Origin of the sequence: uncultured Hymenobacter sp. (assembly GCF_964243305.1) — a bacterium.
Taxonomy (GTDB): Bacteria; Bacteroidota; Bacteroidia; order Cytophagales; family Hymenobacteraceae; genus Hymenobacter.
This window is the reverse complement of record NZ_CAXTEF010000009.1, coordinates 92,494-110,442: the sequence shown is the minus strand read 5'-3', so window position 1 is coordinate 110,442 and position 17,949 is coordinate 92,494. Positions and strand designations below refer to the sequence as shown.

The 17,949-nt window shown below is 62.1% G+C and carries 18 protein-coding genes; 12 read left to right on the top strand and 6 right to left on the bottom strand.

Annotation, left to right across the window (positions count from 1 at the left end; all coding sequences use genetic code 11):
- Positions 1-21 precede the first annotated feature (21 nt).
- From ACFE70_RS08040 to ACFE70_RS07995, 10 genes are all read left to right on the top strand, one after another.
- Complete coding sequence (locus ACFE70_RS08040; protein ID WP_375417216.1) at positions 22-816, top strand: cytidylyltransferase domain-containing protein; 795 nt, start codon at positions 22-24, stop codon at positions 814-816.
- Positions 817-898: 82 nt separating this feature from the next.
- Positions 899-1,756 carry a transketolase gene (locus ACFE70_RS08035; protein WP_375417215.1) on the top strand — a complete coding sequence of 286 codons (858 nt, stop codon included), beginning with the start codon at positions 899-901 and terminating at the stop codon, positions 1,754-1,756.
- A 120-nt stretch (positions 1,757-1,876) separates the two neighbouring features.
- Complete coding sequence (locus ACFE70_RS08030) at positions 1,877-2,830, top strand: transketolase family protein (RefSeq protein WP_375417214.1); 954 nt, start codon at positions 1,877-1,879, stop codon at positions 2,828-2,830.
- Between the two features lie 129 nt (positions 2,831-2,959).
- Positions 2,960-4,291: an aminotransferase class III-fold pyridoxal phosphate-dependent enzyme gene (locus ACFE70_RS08025; RefSeq protein ID WP_375417213.1), complete on the top strand. Its 1,332-nt coding sequence runs from the start codon at positions 2,960-2,962 to the stop codon at positions 4,289-4,291.
- 200 nt (positions 4,292-4,491) lie between these two features.
- Complete coding sequence (locus tag ACFE70_RS08020) at positions 4,492-5,304, top strand: SDR family oxidoreductase (protein WP_375417212.1); 813 nt, start codon at positions 4,492-4,494, stop codon at positions 5,302-5,304.
- 89 nt (positions 5,305-5,393) lie between these two features.
- Positions 5,394-5,891 (top strand): KdsC family phosphatase, encoded by a 498-nt coding sequence (locus ACFE70_RS08015; protein WP_375417211.1) that lies wholly within the window; start codon positions 5,394-5,396, stop codon positions 5,889-5,891.
- Positions 5,892-6,032: 141 nt separating this feature from the next.
- Entirely contained in the window at positions 6,033-6,917 is an 885-nt protein-coding gene (locus tag ACFE70_RS08010; RefSeq protein WP_375417210.1) for an N-acetylneuraminate synthase family protein, read from the top strand.
- Between the two features lie 321 nt (positions 6,918-7,238).
- Positions 7,239-8,267 (top strand): sterol desaturase family protein, encoded by a 1,029-nt coding sequence (locus ACFE70_RS08005; protein WP_375417209.1) that lies wholly within the window; start codon positions 7,239-7,241, stop codon positions 8,265-8,267.
- Positions 8,264-8,644: a DMT family transporter gene (locus ACFE70_RS08000; RefSeq protein WP_375417208.1), complete on the top strand. Its 381-nt coding sequence runs from the start codon at positions 8,264-8,266 to the stop codon at positions 8,642-8,644. Before ACFE70_RS08005 ends, ACFE70_RS08000 begins: the two co-directional genes overlap by 4 nt.
- Positions 8,645-8,800: 156 nt before the next feature.
- A complete protein-coding gene (locus ACFE70_RS07995; protein WP_375417207.1) occupies positions 8,801-9,457 on the top strand; it encodes a response regulator in 657 nt (218 codons plus the stop codon).
- A gap of 86 nt (positions 9,458-9,543) precedes the next feature.
- On the opposite strand, the gene ACFE70_RS07990 is transcribed toward ACFE70_RS07995, so the two are convergent.
- On the bottom strand, positions 9,544-10,242 hold the full coding sequence (locus ACFE70_RS07990) for a DUF1345 domain-containing protein (protein WP_375417206.1): 699 nt from the start codon (positions 10,240-10,242) through the stop codon (positions 9,544-9,546).
- Between the two features lie 241 nt (positions 10,243-10,483).
- On the opposite strand from ACFE70_RS07990, the gene ACFE70_RS07985 reads away from it, so the two are divergent.
- Both ACFE70_RS07985 and ACFE70_RS07980 read left to right on the top strand, forming a co-directional pair.
- Entirely contained in the window at positions 10,484-11,974 is a 1,491-nt protein-coding gene (locus tag ACFE70_RS07985; protein WP_375417205.1) for a nicotinate phosphoribosyltransferase, read from the top strand.
- A gap of 131 nt (positions 11,975-12,105) precedes the next feature.
- Positions 12,106-12,321 carry a heavy-metal-associated domain-containing protein gene (locus ACFE70_RS07980; protein ID WP_375417204.1) on the top strand — a complete coding sequence of 72 codons (216 nt, stop codon included), beginning with the start codon at positions 12,106-12,108 and terminating at the stop codon, positions 12,319-12,321.
- A gap of 6 nt (positions 12,322-12,327) precedes the next feature.
- Here ACFE70_RS07980 and ACFE70_RS07975 read toward each other — a convergent pair whose 3' ends face one another.
- From ACFE70_RS07975 to purD, 5 genes are all read right to left on the bottom strand, one after another.
- Positions 12,328-12,912, bottom strand: coding sequence for a hypothetical protein (locus ACFE70_RS07975; protein ID WP_375417203.1), 585 nt, complete (start codon positions 12,910-12,912; stop codon positions 12,328-12,330).
- A gap of 4 nt (positions 12,913-12,916) precedes the next feature.
- Entirely contained in the window at positions 12,917-14,026 is a 1,110-nt protein-coding gene (locus tag ACFE70_RS07970; protein ID WP_375417202.1) for an AIR synthase-related protein, read from the bottom strand.
- 236 nt (positions 14,027-14,262) lie between these two features.
- Positions 14,263-15,765 carry an amidophosphoribosyltransferase gene (gene purF / locus ACFE70_RS07965; RefSeq protein WP_375417201.1) on the bottom strand — a complete coding sequence of 501 codons (1,503 nt, stop codon included), beginning with the start codon at positions 15,763-15,765 and terminating at the stop codon, positions 14,263-14,265.
- Positions 15,766-15,845: 80 nt separating this feature from the next.
- Complete coding sequence (purN, locus tag ACFE70_RS07960) at positions 15,846-16,553, bottom strand: phosphoribosylglycinamide formyltransferase (RefSeq protein WP_375417200.1); 708 nt, start codon at positions 16,551-16,553, stop codon at positions 15,846-15,848.
- A gap of 16 nt (positions 16,554-16,569) precedes the next feature.
- Positions 16,570-17,847: a phosphoribosylamine--glycine ligase gene (gene purD, locus ACFE70_RS07955; RefSeq protein WP_375417199.1), complete on the bottom strand. Its 1,278-nt coding sequence runs from the start codon at positions 17,845-17,847 to the stop codon at positions 16,570-16,572.
- Between the last annotated feature and the right edge of the window lie 102 nt (positions 17,848-17,949).

The following is a 17,949-nucleotide window of genomic DNA, read 5'->3' as shown; positions in this document are numbered from 1 at the left end:
CCCGCCCCTACCCCCCCTGCCATGCTCACCCTCATTCAAGCGCGCCGCGGCTCTTCGCGCCTCCCCGACAAAGTACGCCTGGCCCTTTGCGGCCAGCCGCTGCTCGTGCGGCAGGTCGAGCGGGTGCGCCGGGCCAGGCTGGTGGGTCAGGTGGCCGTCATCACCACTCAGGAACGCAGCGACGATGCCCTGGCTGACCTTTGCGAGCAGCACCAGATTCCGTGTTTTCGCGGCAGCTCTCAGGATTTGCTTGACCGTCATTACCAGGCCGCCCGGCACTTCGGCGAAACGGGGGGGGTAGTAAAAATTCCGTCGGACTGCCCGCTGATTGACCCGGCCGTGATTGACCGGGTGCTGGGCTTTTACCTGGAAACTGAGGGGCAGTTTGACTTCGTGAGCAACCTGCACCCGGCCACCTACCCCGATGGCAACGACGTGGAGGTCATGTCCTTGGCGGCGCTCGAAACGGCCTGGCGCGAGGCGCAGCGCCCGCTGGAGCGGGAGCACACCACGCCTTTTTTTTGGGAAAACTCCGGCCGCTTCCGCCTCGCCAACGTCGCCTGGCAAACTGGGCTCGACTATTCCATGTCGCACCGCTTCACGATTGACTATCCGGCTGATTACGAGTTTATCAGGGCCATTTACGAAGCGCTTTTTCCGGCCAACCCAGCGTTTGGCCTGGCTGACATTCTCGACTTATTAACCCAGCGGCCCGACCTTTACGCCCTCAACGCGCAGTATGCGGGCGTAAACTGGTACCGCAACCATTTGGACGAGCTGAAAACCGTGGATAAGCGCCAGACCAAAACCTTATAATCCCTACCCCCCTCCTGTCTGTCATCCTGAGCATTCCCCGGATGACAGACCAGAGGGGGGTAGGGATTATCGAAAACAGCTTATGACTTCCGATAAAAAACAACACCTCGAAGCCCTGGCCCTGCGCGTGCGCGAGCACATCATCCGCCTCAGCACCGACGGCGGCTGCTTCACCGGCGCCTCGCTGAGCTGCGCCGATTTGCTCGTTTATCTCTACGCCGACTTTCTGAACGTGCGGCCCGACAACCTCACGGACCCGGCGCGCGACTACCTGTTCCTGAGCAAGGGCCACGACGTGCCGGCGCTCTACGGCACCTTCGTCGAGCTGGGCTTCATGCCCAAAGAGCGGCTGGCGAACCACCTGAGCACCAAAGACCACATCTACTGGCACCCCAACCGGGCCGTGCCGGGCGTCGAGTTTCATTCCGGCTCGCTGGGCCACCTGCCCAGCGTGGCGCTGGGCGTGGCAATGGATGCCAAGCTACGCGGCCAAACCCAGCGCGTCATCTGCATCACCGGCGACGGCGAGCTGAACGAGGGCACCTGCTGGGAAGCGCTGCTGGTGGCTTCTTCCCTGAAAGTCAATAACCTGACTTTGGTCGTGGACCGTAACCAGTTCCAGGCCAATGTGGCCACCGAGGACTTGCTGCCGTTGGAGCCGCTGGTGCCCAAGTTCGAGGCCTTCGGGGCCGTGGTGCGCCGCATCGACGGCCACGACTTCGCGCAGCTCGAAGAAGCCTTCGCGGCCCTGCCCTTCTCCGATACCAAGCCCTCGGTCATCATCTGCGACACGGTGCGGGGCAGGGGCTTGCCCAGCATCGAGGCCCGCGCCGACCGCTGGTTCTGCAACTTCTCGGCCGACGAGGTGCAGGATTTGCTCAAAGAGCTGCACAGCCAGGTCGCCACGGAACTGACCAGTGAGACGCTGACGGTCAGGTAGTAAAACTGTTTGTCATGCTGACGAAGGAAGCATCTTATCACCGCTGCTTTTGTCAGAATTAGTAACCATGCGGCGCGGCGGTGATAAGGTCCTTCGCGTTGCTCAGGATGACATAGAAGCATGAACTATGAGGATTTAATCAAGCAAACCGCCCTCGCCGACGAGCGCCTGGTGGTGATGACGGCCGAAAACCGCGCCCTCATCCGCAACCTGCCGCCGGTGCTGGGCCCGCGCTTCATCGACACGGGCATCACGGAGCAAACCATGATTGGGGCGGCGGCTGGCTTGGCTTTGCGTGGGCGCATCCCGGTGGTGCACGCGCTGGCTACTTTCCTGACCTTGCGGGCGTTTGAGTTCATTCGCACCGACGTGGGCATTTCGGGCTTGCCAGTGAAAATCAGCTCGTTCGTGCCCGGCTTCCTCTCCGATGGCAACGGCCCCACCCACCAGGCCATCGAGGATGTGAGCCTGATGCGCGGCATTCCGGGCATGACGGTCTTTGCTCCCGCCGACGAGGCCGACATGCTGGCCATGCTGCCCGCTATCTGGGCTTCGCCCCAGCCAGCCTATGTGCGCGTCAATACCCGGCCCGGCACTTACGCCCACGAAGCCTTCGAGATTGGCCGGGCCGAAATCGTGGCGGAGGGCGACGACGTAACCATCCTGACTTATGGAATGCTGTTCGAGCAGACTCTGGTCGCCCGCGAGCTGCTGGCAGCTCAGGGCAAATCCGTGGGGCTGATTAACCTGCGCAGTCTCAAGCCCATCGATGAAACCGCGCTGCTACGCGTGGCCCGCGGCGGCTCCTTGCTGGTAACCGTGGAAGACCATTTCCTGACCGGCGGGCTGTATTCCATCCTGGCCGAAATCCTGCTCAAAAACCAGCTTACGGCCCGCGTCCTACCCCTGGCGTTGGAGGAGAAGTGGTACCGCCCCGGCCGGCTGAGCGAGGTGCTGGAGCACGAAGGCTTCACCGGGCAGCACATCGCGCGGCGCATCGCGGCGGCGCTCGGCGAGGGCGGCGCGAGCATTGCGGCCGGCCCGGCGGTGATTGAGAATCAGTTCGCGGAGTAACAAAGAGCAACAAATCGGCTGTCATGCTGACGAAGGAAGCATCTTATCACGGCTGCTTTCGTCAGTAGTATTAACTCAAACGGCGCGGGCGTGATAAGGTCCTTCGCTGTGCTCAGGATGACGTAGAAAATGCCCAATTCCATCGCCCCCAACGAAAACTACCCCGACATCAGCCAGTCGGATGCCCTCTACGCCCGCGCGGTCAAAATCATGCATCCCGTGACGCAGACCTTGGCCAAAGGCCCCGGCCAGTACACCAAGGGCGTGAGCCCGAAGTACGTGAAGCGCGGCAAGGGCGCCCACATCTTCGACGTGGATGGCAACGAGTTTATTGACTATCAAATGGGTATCGGCCCTATCTCGCTGGGCTACGCCTACGAGCGGGTCGATGAGGCCATCCGGGCGCAGCTGGCCGACGGCATCACGTTTTCGATGATGCACGAGTTGGAAGTGCAGCTGGCGGAACTGATTCACGAGATTATCCCCAACGCCGAGAGCATCCGCATCAGCAAAACCGGCGCCGACGTGTGCTCAGCGGCCGTGCGCGTGGCCCGCGCCTTCACCGGGCGCAGCAAGGTGCTGTGCTGCGGCTACCACGGCTGGCACGACTGGTACATCGGCACGACCAGCCGCGACAAGGGTATCCCGCCGGAAATCAAGGATTTGACAATAGCTTTTGAATATAATAACCTGGATTCGGTGAAGGCCTTGCTCGATGAGGACGTGGCCTGCCTGATTCTGGAGCCTTTCATCTTCGACGCGCCCAAAGATGACTTCCTGCATGAAGTGGCCCGTTTGTGCAAAGAGAACGGCACGCTGCTGATTTTCGATGAGATGTGGACCGGCTTCCGCATCGCCGTGGGCGGGGCGCAGGAGTATTTCGGCATCACGCCCGATTTAGCGGTCTACTCCAAGGCCTTTGCCAACGGAATGCCTATCGCCCTGCTCACCGGCCGCCAAGACGTGATGCGGCTTTTCGAGCAGGACGTGTTTTTCTTCACCACGTTCGGCGGCGAGGCCCTGAGCATGGCCGCCGCAATAGCGACCATCGCCGAGATGCGCGAAAAGAACGTGCCCGCCCGCCTCGCCGAGCAGGGCCGCAAGCTCAAGGATGGCTATAACGCCCTGGCCGCCGAACTGGGCCTGAGCCAGTACACCAAGTGCTACGGCTACGACTGCCGCACCATCGTCACCTTCGACGCCAGCGCCGGCAATCCGCTGGAGATTAAGGCGTTCGTGCAGCAGGAGCTGTTCAAGCGCGGCGTTCTGTGGGGCGGCTTCCACAACATGTGCTTCTCGCACTCCGATGAGGATGTGGCCCACACGCTGGCCATGTACGGCGAAGTCCTACCCCTGCTCAAAGAAGCCATCGCGGCCGGCGACGTGGCCGCGCGCCTGCTGGGCGAGCCGGTAGAAGCTGTGTTTCGGAAGGTGACGAACGCGGCGCCGGTGAAAAAGTAGCCGCCCAACGCCAACCTCACCCCTAGCCCCTCTCCAAAAGAGAGGGGAACTGGTTTCTAGTTTTAAGTTAGCCATCTTCCTCCTACTGCTATCTCCTACTGCTATCCGGTTCCCACTAGCTTAAAAGCTAAAGCTAGAAACTAGTCCCCCTCTCTTTTGGAGAGGGGCTAGGGGTGAGGTTGCCCGTTGAACGACCGCAAATGACCCTTTTCGACCTCACCCACAAAACCGCCATCGTCACCGGCGCCCACGGCCTCATCGGGCGGCGCCACTGCGAGGCCCTGGCCCTGGCCGGCGCCAACGTCGTGCTGGCCGACCGCGATTTGGCCGCTTGCCAGACGCTGGCGGACCAGCTGCCCGGTGGCGCCGACCAGCACCTGGCCCTGGCGCTGGACGTAACCAGCCCGGAATCCTTAGCCGCCGCCCGCGACCAGATTCTAGCGCGCTTCGGGCACATCGACGTGCTGGTAAACAATGCCGCCATCAACGACATGTTCGAGAATCCGACGCTGGCGGCTGATTTGAGTAAGTTTGAAAACTTCCCGCTCAGCACGTTTCAGCAGGTGCTGGAGGTGAACGTAACGGGCGTATTTCTGGCCGCGCAGGTGTTCGGCACGCCGATGGCCGCGCAAGGGCACGGCTCGATTATCAACATAGCCAGCACCTATGGCCTGGTGGGCCCCGACCAGACCATCTATAAAAACGAGGCCGGCGAGCAGACATTTTATAAGTCGCCCTCCTACCCCGTAACCAAGGGGGCGGTCGTGAATTTCACGCGCTACCTCGCCGCTTATTGGGGCAGCAAGGGCGTGCGGGTTAATACGCTTTCGCCGGGGGGGGTAGAGAATTCGCAGGATGCGTTTTTCGTGCAGCAGTACAGCGCCAAGACGCCGCTGGGGCGCATGGCGCAATCCACGGACTACCAGGGCGCCGTGGTGTTTCTGGCCTCCGACGCCTCGGCCTACATGACCGGCGCCAACCTGGTGGTGGACGGTGGCTGGACGGCCATCTAGCCAGCAATAATTTTCCGCGGCACGCGTCTTAGCTGAACAAGCCTTGAGATGAGTAGTTACCCGGCATTCCATTTCCCTACCCCCTCCCCATGACCCAAGCCGACCTGAACGCCAAAGCCCGCCGCATCCAGCTCGTCCTGACCGACGTGGACGGCGTGCTCACCGACGGCGGCGTGTATTACGGCGAGAGCGGCGAAGTCTTCAAGCGCTTCAACATCCGCGACGGCATGGGGGTGGAGCGGCTGCGGCAGGTGGGCGTCGAGACCGGCATCGTGACTGGTGAGTTATCACCCTCAGTAGCGAAGCGGGCCGAGAAGCTGCGCATCACGGAGCTGCATTTGGGCGTGAAGGACAAGCCCGCGCGCCTGGCCGAGATTCTGGCTAAAACCGGCTTGCAGGCCGAAGATGTAGCTTTTATTGGCGATGACACGAATGACGTAGCCGTGTTGCAGCTCGTGGGCCTGGCAGCCTGCCCCGGCGACGCTACCTCTTTTGCCCGCGCGGTGGCCGATTATCAGTGCGCGGCCTACGGCGGGCAGGGCGCGTTTCGGGAGCTGGCGGAGCTGATTATTGCAAGTAAACAGTAATATTGTCATACTGAGAGGCAATGCCGCTTATTGCGGCGGCGTTTGTCAGTACTTCACTTAACCCCTGCGGCGCGAACGTGACAAGGTCCTTGGCTTACGCCTTCCTTCGGTTCGCAAGCTCAGGATGACGGAAAAGAACATATGAGCATCGTTCAAATCAAGAAGAACCGCGCCATCGGCCCCGGTCAGCCGACCTACATCATCGCCGAAATCGGCATCAACCACAACGGCTCCGTGGACATTGCCCGGCAGTTGATTGACGCGGCCGTGCTGGCGGGCTGCGACGCGGTGAAATTCCAAAAGCGCACCCCCGAGCTGTGCGTGCCCAAAGACCAGTGGGAAAAGCAGCGCGAAACGCCCTGGGGCACGATGAGCTACATCGACTACAAGCGCAAAACCGAGTTTGGGCTCGAAGAATACACGCTTATTGACGACTACTGCCGGGCCAGGGGCATCGACTGGTTTGCCTCGTGCTGGGACGAGCCCTCGGTCGATTTTATGGAGCAGTTCAGCCCCGTGCTGTATAAGATGGCCTCGGCCTCGCTCACCGACAAGCCCCTGCTCGACCGCGTGCGCGCCACCGGCCGCCCGCTGATGCTGAGCACGGGCATGAGCACGAGCCACGAGATTGAGGACGCCGTGCGCTACGTAGGGCTTGATAAGCTGCTGATTGCCCACTCCACATCGGCCTACCCCTGCCCGCCGCAGGAGCTGAACCTGCGCATGATTCCGACCCTCATCCGGCAGTTTCCCGGCACGCCCATTGGCTATTCGGGCCACGAAACCGGCCTGGCCTCCACCGTGACGGCCGTGGCCTTGGGCGCTACGTTCGTGGAGCGCCACTTCACCCTCGACCGCGCCATGTGGGGCTCCGACCACGCCGCGAGCGTCGAGCCCGGCGGCATGATGAAGCTCGTGCGCGACATCCGCGACACCGAGCTGGCCCTGGGCGACGGCGTGAAAGTGGTGTATGAGAGCGAGCGCGAGCCCCTGCGCCGCCTGCGCCGCGAAGTCACGGCCGGCTAGCCAGCAGGGGGTAGGGAATTCGGGAGGGCGACAACTCTCCTCCTTTTTTAAGGAGGGGACGCGGCTGCGAAGCGGCCGCTGGGGTGGTGCGCATCGCGGAACGAAACCCGCGCAATTACTCCAAAACAAGCCGGCTGAACGTTTTCGCGGCCAGCCGGTTTTTTGGCAACTAGTCCGCTAGGCTTGCTCGGCCGCTGAGCGTCCGGGTCTCGTTCAACGACGCGCACCACCCCCGTTTCGGCTTCGCCGAAACATCCCCTCCTTTTTCAAGGAGGGGAGCTTGTCTGCCGCCCGGCGCTTCATTTCCCTACCCCCTCCATTATGCCCAAAGTCGAACTCATCACCACCGCCCTGCTGCTCACGGCCGTGGTTGTGCTGCTGGCGCTGGAGCGCCGGTTTCCGTACCGCAAGGGCCTGCCGTTTTTCCGCGAAGGGCTGTGGGTGGACCTGATTTGGTACACCTTCTTCCAGAGCTTTCTGCTGAAGATTCTGATTTTCGACTTCATTATTCAGCCGCTCGACAAGCGCTTTGGCTGGCTGCACAACTCATTTTTGTCGGATTGGCCGGTGTGGGGGCAGGTGTTGTTTTTCCTGATTACCCACGACTTCTACATCTACTGGTTTCACCGCTTGCAGCACAACAGCAAGCTGCTCTGGCGCACCCACGAGGCGCACCATTCGGGCAAGCAGGTGGACTGGCTGGCCGGCTCCCGCTCCCACGCGGTCGAGATTCTGATAAACCAGACCATCGAGTTTGCGCCCATCATTCTGCTCGGCGCCAACCCGCTGGTCGTGCCCATCAAGGCCCTGATTGACGCCGTGTGGGGCATGTACATCCACGCCAATATTGACGTGAAATCGGGCAAATTGCAGTACGTCATCAACGGCCCGGAAATGCACCTCTGGCACCACGCCGACCACGAGGAGGTGTACTACGCCAACTTCTCGACCAAATTTGCCTTCTGGGACTGGCTATTCGGCACCGCGTACAAGCCCGCCGACCGCAAGCCCGAGAAGTGGGGCCTCTACTACGATTTCCCCAAAGACTACTTCTTGCAGCACGTGTTCTCGGTGCGCCGGCTCGACGAAAAGCAGCTCTTGGGCCGGCCGCTGCTTCGGCAATATGCCGCGGCCCGACCGGCCGTGCTCAACTGGCTGAGCGAGCGGGTGCCGGCCCTGGCTGAGCTGAAGGGCTGGGACGTGCCGGCCGCCCCCACCATCTCGCTGGTCGCGCCGCCGAGTGCCCGGCCCGACCAACCGGCCGCCGGGGGCGCCATAGCGGCGCCCGCGCCCGCGCCGGCTACTTCCCTACCCGCCCTCGAAGCCGAAACCGTAGCCGCCGCCCGTTGAACACGCCTAACTCTGCCTGGATTTACTTGCTGCTGGCTTCCGTGATGGAAGTTTGCTGGAACTACAGCCTCAAATACACCAGCATCGCGCGGCTGCGCGAGCTGGGCTGGCCGCGCCTGTTCACCGAGCCGGCGGGCTGGTGGGCCCTGCTGCCGGCCATCGGCTACGTGGCCTTCGGCGTGGGCAACGTCATCTTCTTCTCCAAAGCGCTGGCCCAGATTCCGGCCGCCACAGCGTTTGCCATCTGGATGGGCATGGCCCTGGTCGGCATCAAGCTCGTCGATACGCTGGTGCTCAAGGAGCCATTTTCGCTTTCGCACGTGCTGTATATCGGGCTGGTGCTGATTGGTATCATCGGCCTGAAGCGCGCGGCGTAGTCTCGGCGCGCGGCCTAGGCCGGATGAGACCCGGCCCGCACTACCTGTCGTTCGCCAGCAAAATCATTCCTTCGCTCCTGGGGTTTGGCACGTACCTTGGCGTAGCGCCGCCGCTGCTTGGGGTCGGTTATATTTGCTATTTCAGTTTCTTGAGTTATGACGCGTCTCCTGCTTGCCGATGACCACGCCATTATCCGCGACGGCATCCGGGCGCTGCTTTCGGCGGAGGAGGACCTACTCATTGCTGGCGAGGCCGGCAACGGCGCCGAGCTGCTAACCCTGCTCGAAACCACACCCGCCGATGTCGTGCTGATGGACGTGAACATGCCCGTGCTCGACGGCTACGCCACCATGCAGGAGCTGCGCCAGCGCTATCCGGCATTGCGGGTGCTGGTGCTCAGCATGTTGGACCACGAGAACTACGTTGCCCGGATGCTGGATGCGGGGGCAGCGGGCTATATCCTTAAAAACTCGTCCATCGCCGAAATCGCCTTTGCCATTCGGATGGTGGCCACAGGACAGCGGTTTCTGTGCTCCGAAATTGGGTTCAACCTGCTCTACAAGCTCACCAGCAGCCCCCTGCAACCCGAGAAAAATGCCCCGACCCTACCCCCCGGCGTCGAGCTGACCGGCCGCGAGCTGGAGGTGCTGCGCCTGATTGCCGAAGGTTTCACGAACCAGGAGATTGCCGATAAGCTCTTCACCAGCAAGCGCACCATCGAAACCCACCGCCAGAACATCATCACCAAAACCCAGGCGAGAAACACCGCCGCCCTCATCAAGCTCGCCCTGGACTGGAGGCTTATTAAATAGAGTTAGGAGCTATAAAGTATGAGTTATGAGCTGAAAACCAGCAGATTCCAACTCATAACTCATACTTTATAACTCCTAACTCTTTTTCAAAGTGCCCCGCCCAGCGCGCTGATGCTCATGGCCACCAGGGCCGTGTTGAAGCTGAACGAGAGCACCGAATGCAGCAGCGTCAGCTGGCGCAGGGTGCGGCCGGCAATGGCTACATCGGCGGTCTGAGCGGCCATGCCGATGGTGAAGGCGAAGTAAGCGAAATCAAGGTAGTCGGGCTCAAAATTGGGCTCGCCGGGAAATTGCAGACCGCCCTCGCCGCCATCCACGTCGGGGTCGTAGTAGAGGTGGGCGTAGCGCAGCGTGAAGCTGGTGTGCAGCAGCAGCCAGGCGCCAGCCACCGCCCCGATGGCCAGGCTTACCTGGGCGACAAAGGCGGACCGGCCCAGCGAGTGCATGGTACCCAGCAGCACCACCACGGCCAGCAGACTGGCGACAATGCCCACCAGCACAACGCCAAACAGAATGAGGCGGCCGGGGTCTTCCGACGTGGCCACGTCGCGGATGCGGCCGGTGTCGGCCGTGGTGATGGCCGCCCAGGACAAAAGCAGCAGCGACCAGGCAAACGCATCCCAGGCCGCCGCCACCCGGCTCAGCAAGTCCAGGCCGGGCGTGGGCACAAACGACGCCGCCACCCCCAGGCTCACGCAGATGGCCAGCCGCCCCAGCGCGGGCAGGCGGCCCAGCCAGTAAATGAAGCGCCGCAGCGGCGTGATGGGCACCATAGTGACGGACATAGCGGCGCGGGCTAAAGCAGAATCAAGGTTTCAAAGAACGTCATGCGGCGCCTACGGCGCGGCAAGCTAAAGGCCAGTCCAGCGCCAGCAGAAGCGAAGCACCTTGGCGCCAGGCAGGGGGGTAGGAAATCGGCCGACTGCATTACCACCCGGCCACCAAGCTGCTTCGCCAAGCGGGGAGAGCGGAAGCATGACGTTCTTTGGCCTTTCATTTCAAGCTACTATTTCAGGCTAATCACTCGTGTCTCCTACCCCCCTCTCCAGCCTCTACGCGCCCTCGCTCAGTCTGGCCACCGACTTGTATCAGCTCACGATGGCCTACGGCTACTGGAAGCAGGGGATGCAGGACCGCGAGGCCGTGTTTCACCTTTATTTTCGCCGGCCGCCGTTCGGCGGCGGCTACGCCGTGTGCGCCGGCCTGACCTACGCCGTGGATTGGCTTCAGCACCTGCGCTTTGCCGAAGACGATATTACCTACCTGGGCAGCCTGCGCGGCAGCCAGGGCGCGGCCTTGTTCGAGCCCGCGTTTCTGGAGTATCTGCGCACACTGGCCTTCAGCTGCGATGTCGAGGCCATTGCCGAAGGCACCGTCGTGTTTGCCAACGAGCCGCTGCTGCGCATTCAGGGGCCGCTCTTGCAGGTGCAGCTGCTCGAAACGGCGCTGCTCACGCTGGTCAACTTTCACACCCTCATCACCACCAAAGCGGCCCGCATCCGCGAGGCGGCCGGCACCGACCAGGTACTAGAATTCGGCCTACGCCGCGCTCAGGGGCTCGACGGCGGCCTGAGCGCCAGCCGCGCCGCCTACCTCGGCGGGGCCGACGCCACCAGCAATGTGCTGGCCGGGCAGCGCTTCGGCATTCCCGTAAAAGGCACCCACGCCCACTCCTGGGTGATGAGCTTCCCGGATGAGTACGCCGCCTTCTCAGCCTACGCCGACGCGTTTCCCGACGATTCGGTGTTTCTGGTCGATACCTACGACACGCTCGAAGGCGTGCGCCAGGCCATTAAGGTGGCCCGCGAGCTGCGCGCCCGCGGCCACGAGCTGGGCGGCATCCGCCTCGATTCCGGCGATTTGGCTTACCTGAGCCGCGAAGCGCGGGCCCTGCTCGATGAGGCCGGCTTCCCCGCGACGCGCATCGTGGCCTCCAATGACTTAGACGAAAATCTGATTCTGAGCCTCAAGCAGCAGGGCGCCCGCATCGACACCTGGGGCGTGGGCACCAAGCTCGTCACGGCCCACGACCAGCCCGCGCTCGGCGGCGTCTACAAGCTGGCCGCCCTGCGCAAAGCCGACGACTCGGGTTGGGATTTCACCATCAAAATGAGTGAGCAGCTGGCCAAAACCAGCATTCCCGGCATCCTGCAAGTGCGACGCTACCAAACCGACAAAGGCGAGCCCCGCGCCGACCTGCTCTACAACACCGCCGCCCCCGATTCCCTACCCCCCTCCCCCACGATAATCGACCCGCTCGATGCTACCCGCCGCCGCCTGATACGGCCCGAAATGGCGTTTCGGGAGCTGCTACAACCCGTCTTCCGCCGAGGCAAGCTGGTGGCTGAGCTGCCGGCCCTAGCCGACAGCCGCGCCCACGCGCAGCGCGAAGTGCAAAGCCTCGACCCCAGCATCCGCCGCTTCCTAAATCCGCACGTGTATCCGGTCGGGCTGGAAGAATCGCTGCACACGTTCCGCACGAATCTGATACTGGAGAAGCGGGCGCGGCCGTTGTAAGGGGGGTAGGGACCACACGATTTTGCACGCTGCAAACCCTGAACCTATGTGGCTCCCGCGGCGGCAACGGCGACTTTTGCTACCGCTCTTCCGTTTAAAACGAAGTCACTGACCAGGTCTTACTTTTTCTCATGAAATCCCTGCAATTCAAAACCAGCATCAACTGCGGCAACTGCCTGCGCGCCGTCACGCCCTTCCTCAACGCCGAGCCCAGCGTAGCCCAGTGGCAGGTCGACACCGCCGACCCGGCCAAAATCCTGACCGTGGAGGGCGAAAATCCCATCCCAGAGCAGGTGATGAAAGCCGTGCTCCAAGCCGGGTTTGACATCGAGCCGATAGCGGCGTGAATGATTTTATTCTGGCTGTCGCATTTGCCGAATCTGAGCTTGGCGTAGTTGCTTGGCTAAGTTCACGGACCCGATTTTCGTAAGCTCTTTCACCAATTGGGAGCATGACAAGTCTTCTCGTTCTGCACCTCCCGTCAAGAATTCGGATAGCTTTTGCTGTTCGGTCGGCGTGAGTTTTGCCGCTTCGACAGCGAAAAGTCGTGGTTGCACTATTGCCATCGTAAGCGTTATACGCTGCAAATGATTGATAGCATCGGCACTCCAAACCAGATTTTTACCAAGCGTAATTTCTAACCGAAGCACTTGCTTTGGGTATCTATTGCTGAGCTTTTCTAAAGACGAAATATAATTTATACTTGTTTCATATAATTGCCCGAAGTTCGGCTCATCGAAAATGCGCCGGAAAGCCACGCCTGATTTCGGAAAGGCCCGAAGAAAGTTAAGCTGGGTCTTCTCCGAAAGCGGCTTGGCCGTATAAGCTAAATAAGCTTCTTGCACTAATCGGGATTCTGCTGAAAGTGACTCAGGACCATTAGCTTGAATGGGCGATAGCAGAATGAGACTCAAGAAAAAGCTGAGCAGGCAGTTCATAGCATTAGGAATAACGCAGCTCACCCGCACCCACGCGCAGCGTCACGCCCGGATCAGCCGTGATGCGGCCGGCCACCTGCGCGTCGTAGCCGCCGGCTTGCAGCTGCGCGACCACGGCCGCCGCCGACGCTTCTTCCGTGACGAGCAGCATTCCGTTGCCCATGTTCCAGTACAGGTAGGCGTCTTCGGCCGAGATGCCACCCAGCTCGCAGAGGCGCTGCATGGCCGGCAGGGGCGAAAAAAGATTGTCCAGCACGGCCCCTACCCCCCCTTTCAGCACGCGCTGGAAGTTATCGGCCACGCCGCCGCCGGTGATGTGGGCGATGCCGTGCAGCGGTAGACCGGCATCGAGCAGGGCGGATATTCCAGGCGAGTAGATGAGCGAAGGCGCCAGCATCGCGTCGCCCCAGGTTGAAAAGTTGGCGGCGTCTGGGCCGTCATACGTCGCCTCGTGCCAGTTTTCGCCAAACAGATTAATGAGCGTGCGCCGGGCCAGCGAAAAGCCGTTGCTGCGGAAGCTCGGCGAGCGCAGCGCCACCACGGCCATGCCGGCCCGCACGCCCACGCCGCTCAGCGGCCTTTCCAGGCTTGGGTGCAGCACGCCGATGGCGGTTGAGCACCAGTTGAAATTCATGCGGGCGCCCGGCCAGCCGCCAATACGGTTGCCCAGCTCGGCGATTTCGCCGCCCGTGATGGCGAGCCCGGCGAAGTTGGCCGCGTCGTGCAAGCCGCGCATCAGCTCATCCACCACGCTGTAATTCAGCGAGTTCACGTCGATAATATTCGACAGATTGGTGGGCACGAAGCCGGCGGCGATGAGGTCGTCAGCGGTCATGGCGATGAGGTCGTAGCCGAGTGTATCGTAGCGGTTCAGGCGCTCGGCGACTTCTATCTTGGTGCCGATGCCGTCGGAGCTGATGCCAAGCCGCTCCTGGCCGAAACGGATTTCATTCGAGAAACCACCGTCGAGGTCCTGGGCCGGTTCGCCGGGCCGGCCGGCGCGGTTGGGGAAGGTTTTCTTAGCCCAGCCGTAGGCGTTGCGGGAGGCGGCGTTGCCGTCGGCGATGGAGTAGCCGGCGTTGGAGGTTGCGGGGGGGGTAGGGCTGCTGGTCATGAAGGGTAGACGGTCAAAGCTCCCCTCCTTTTTCAAGGAGGGGACGTTCAGGCGCAGCCTGGACTGGGGTGGTGCGCGTCGTTGAACAGTGTGCTCGAACGACTTCCAGGAAAAAGAGGGGGGTAGGGAATGGTGAACTTTCGTTCCAGCTTCGTTCAATGACGGGCACCACCCCAGTTTTCACTTCGTGAAAACGTCCCCTCCTTAAAAAAGGAGGGGAGTTGGTCGTTCCATTGTCAATGCTCGGTCGGCGCGGGGGCCTTGGGGCTGACCGACGGGATTTTATCCCGCTTCTTCTCGTGGCGCTGGCTCAGGCGCTCTTCCTGCACGTGGCGCAGGTATTTGCTCACATCGCCCGTGGGATACTTGCCCGAGAAGCAGGCGAAGCAGCCGCCGCCGTGGCCCTTATCCTCAGCAAACAGCTCCTCCAAGTCACTTAAATCCTGGTATATAACCCGGTCGGCGCCAATGAACTGGCAGATTTCGTCCTCCGTGTAGTTGGCCGCAATCAGCTCGGTGCTCATGGCCATATCAATGCCGTAGATGCAGGGCGAGACGATGGGCGGGGCGCTGGAAATGAAGTATACCTCGGCCGCGCCGGCCTCGCGCAGGATGCTCACGATGCGCCGCGAGGTGGTGCCGCGCACGATGCTGTCATCCACGACGGCAATCTTCTTGCCCTCGACAAACGCCCGAATCGGGTTGAGCTTCTTCTTCACGATATCCTCGCGCCCGGCCTGCGAGCTGACGATGAATGAGCGGCCCATGTGGTTGTTTTTGACCAAACCGCGCCGGTAGGGCACGCCCATCGCCTCGGCTAGCCCGGAGGCGGCGAAGTAGCCCGACGAGGGCACATCAATCACCATGTCGGGCCGGATGCCGGCGTCTATCACCTTGCGGGCCAGCAGCTTGCCGAGCCGCACCCGCTCGCGTGCTACCAGCCGCCCGTGGATGGTCGAGTCTTCGCGGGCGAAGTAGATGTACTCGAACACGCAGAAATTCTTCGGCGCGGCGTACTTATTTTTGTAATGAACCTCGAAGTTTTTATCAATAAAAACGGCCTGTCCCGGCCCGATATTCTTGATAAACTCGAAGCCCAGGTAGTCGAAGCAGGTGCTCTCGGAGGCAAAGGCGTAGATGGGCCCGGCCGGGGTGTCGCGGCGGCCCAGCACGAGCGGCCGGATGCCGAGCGGGTCGTTGAAGGCCAATAGGCCGTGGCCGGCAATCATGGTGATGGTGGCGTAGGCGCCCTTGACCAGCTCCTGCGTGGTCTCGACGGCATCGAAAATATCGACCACCGAGAGGTGGTCGAGGTCTTTGATGCGCAGCTCCGAGGCGAAGGTGTACATAATCAGTTCCAGGTCGTTGCTGGTTTTGGGCAGCACGTGGTACTTGTCGTGCAAGCGGGTGGCGACCTGCCGGAAGTTGATGACGTTGCCGTTGTGCACCATCGCCAGCCCGAACGGGTAGCTCGTGGTGAAGGGCTGGGCCAGGTCAATCTCGTTGGAGCCCTGCGTGGTGTAGCGCACGTGGCCGATGCCGATGTTGCCGGTCAGCTTCTTTAAGTGCTTGGGCTTGAAGGCGTCCGGAATCAGCCCCTGGCCTTTGTGCAAGTGAAAGTTGGTATCGAACGTGGCGATGCCGGCCGCGTCCTGCCCGCGGTGCTGAAGGGCGGTGAGGCCAAACACGATGTCGTGCACGACGTCATCGGGGCCGAAAAATCCTACAATTCCACACATATGATTGCGGGTTAAAAGCTACAAGGAAACGTCATGCTGAGCAACGCGAAGCATCTCGCCAGAAGAGGTAATCCAATCGTTCAGATGTCTGAATTAGTCAGCGGGCGAGATGCTTCGCGTTGCTCAGCATGACCGCCTTTTGTCTTTTTAATTAATGCCGCCAACGCCCGCGCGTACAGCTCGTGCTCCACGGCCAGGCCGCGGCGCTCGACTTCCGCCAGCGAGTCAGCACCGCGCAAATCGACGGTTTGCTGGGCCAGAATGGGGCCGGTGTCAAGGCCCTCATCAACCAGGTGAACCGTGATTTTCGTTTCCGGCAGCATGTTATCAAATGCCCATTCGTAGGCGTGCAGGCCCTGATGCGCCCGCGTGTCGGCGGGGTGAATATTGAGGATGCAGCCTGCAAACGGCTGAATAAAGGCCGGCGAGAGAATGCGCATGTAGCCGGCCAGCACGATATAATCGGGCTGGTAGCGCTGAAGCAGGGCGGCGGCTTCGGCATCGAAGGCGGCACGCGGCCGGCCCTGGCTGGGCAGGCTGGCCGTGGCACAGCCCAGGGCAGCGGCCGTAGCCAAGCCCGGCGCGTCGGGCCGGTTGCTGAACACCACGGCTACTTCGGCGAGGCCTTGCAGGGCACCGGTCTGGGCAGCCTGCACGAGCGCGACCATGTTGGAGCCGCGCCCGGAGAGCAGGATGGCGAGGCGGGCGGTCCCGGTCCCTACCCCCTCTTCCACCCGCGAAGGGGGGGTAGGGAACGAGTGCTTATCGGCGGGGCGGGCGGGGGTCATCGTCGGGTTTAAGACTTCAATTTACGGCGCTGGCCGCGAACACTGGCGCCGGGCGCTGGGCAATGTCGGTTCGGAAGTAGCTATCCTGAAAAGAAACCTGGGCGCAAGCCGCGTAGGCGCGGGCCGTGGCGGCGGGCAAGTCGGCGCCCGGCGCCGCCAGCACCAGCACCCGCCCGCCGCTGGTAAGCAGTTGGCCGTCAGCCCCACGCCGCGTGGCGCCGTGGAATGCTCGCACGTCGGCGGGCAGGTTTTCGAGGCCCACAATGGGAAAGCCCGTGGGAAAGCCCGCCGCCGGGTAGCCGCCCGACGCCAGCACGACCCCCACGAACGCGCCGGGCCGCTGCCGCACTGCCTGCTGGCTGAGGGTGCCGGCGAGCGTGGCCATTATCAAATCCAGCAGACTGCTTTCCAGCGCGGGCAGCAACACTTCGGCCTCGGGGTCGCCGAGGCGGACGTTGTATTCCAGCAGCTTCGGGCCGCCGGACGTAAGCATGATGCCGAAATAAAGAAACCCCTTAAAATCAAGCTCTTCGCGCTGGATGCCTTGCAGCGTGGGCGCGATAATATCGCGGCGAATGGCGGCCTCGTGCGCTGGCGTGAGGAAGGGCACGGGGCAGTAGGCGCCCATGCCGCCGGTGTTGGGGCCTTCGTCGTTGGCGTAGAGCTGTTTATGATCTTGCGAGGGGCTGAGCAGGGCGATGTCGCGCCCGTCGGTGAGGCCGATGATGCTAATTTCGGGGCCGGTGAGCTTTTCTTCCAGCAGAAAAGAAAAATCGCCTTCGTGCAGGCTTTGCAACTCATCGAGCGCAGCCTCGGCCCCGGCCACGCTGCTGCACACGTACACGCCCTTGCCGGCGGCCAGCCCGTCGTACTTTATCACAACCTGCCCGCCTAGCGCGGCGGCTTGGGCGCGAGCGGGGGGTAGGGAATCGCGCCGGAAGGCCCAGGCCGGCGCCGTGGCAACGCCGTGGCGGCGCATAAACTCCTTGCTCCAGATTTTTGAGCTTTCCAGCACCGCGCCGGCTTTGGCAGGGCCGAACACTTTTATCTCGGAGCCAGCGAAGAAATCCGTCACGCCCGCCGCCAGCGGCGCCTCCGGCCCGACGACCAGGAGCTGGATCTGCTCTTTCTCGCAGAATGCTTTGATAGCTGCAAAGTTGGTGGCGCTCAGCTCCGGACGGCTGTTGGGGATGCCGGCGTTGCCGGGCGCCACGTGCACGCGGGCGCCGTCCTGGGTGAGCTTCCAGGCCAGGGCGTGCTCGCGGGCACCGCCACCGAGGAGCAGGAGATTCAACGAAGTTTCACGCAAAGTTTTGCGGGGTTAAAGAAGTTGCGCAAAGGCTCTTTGGTAGGGTTGCCTGGCCGGGCACGTGATACCCGGCCAGGCAACCCTACC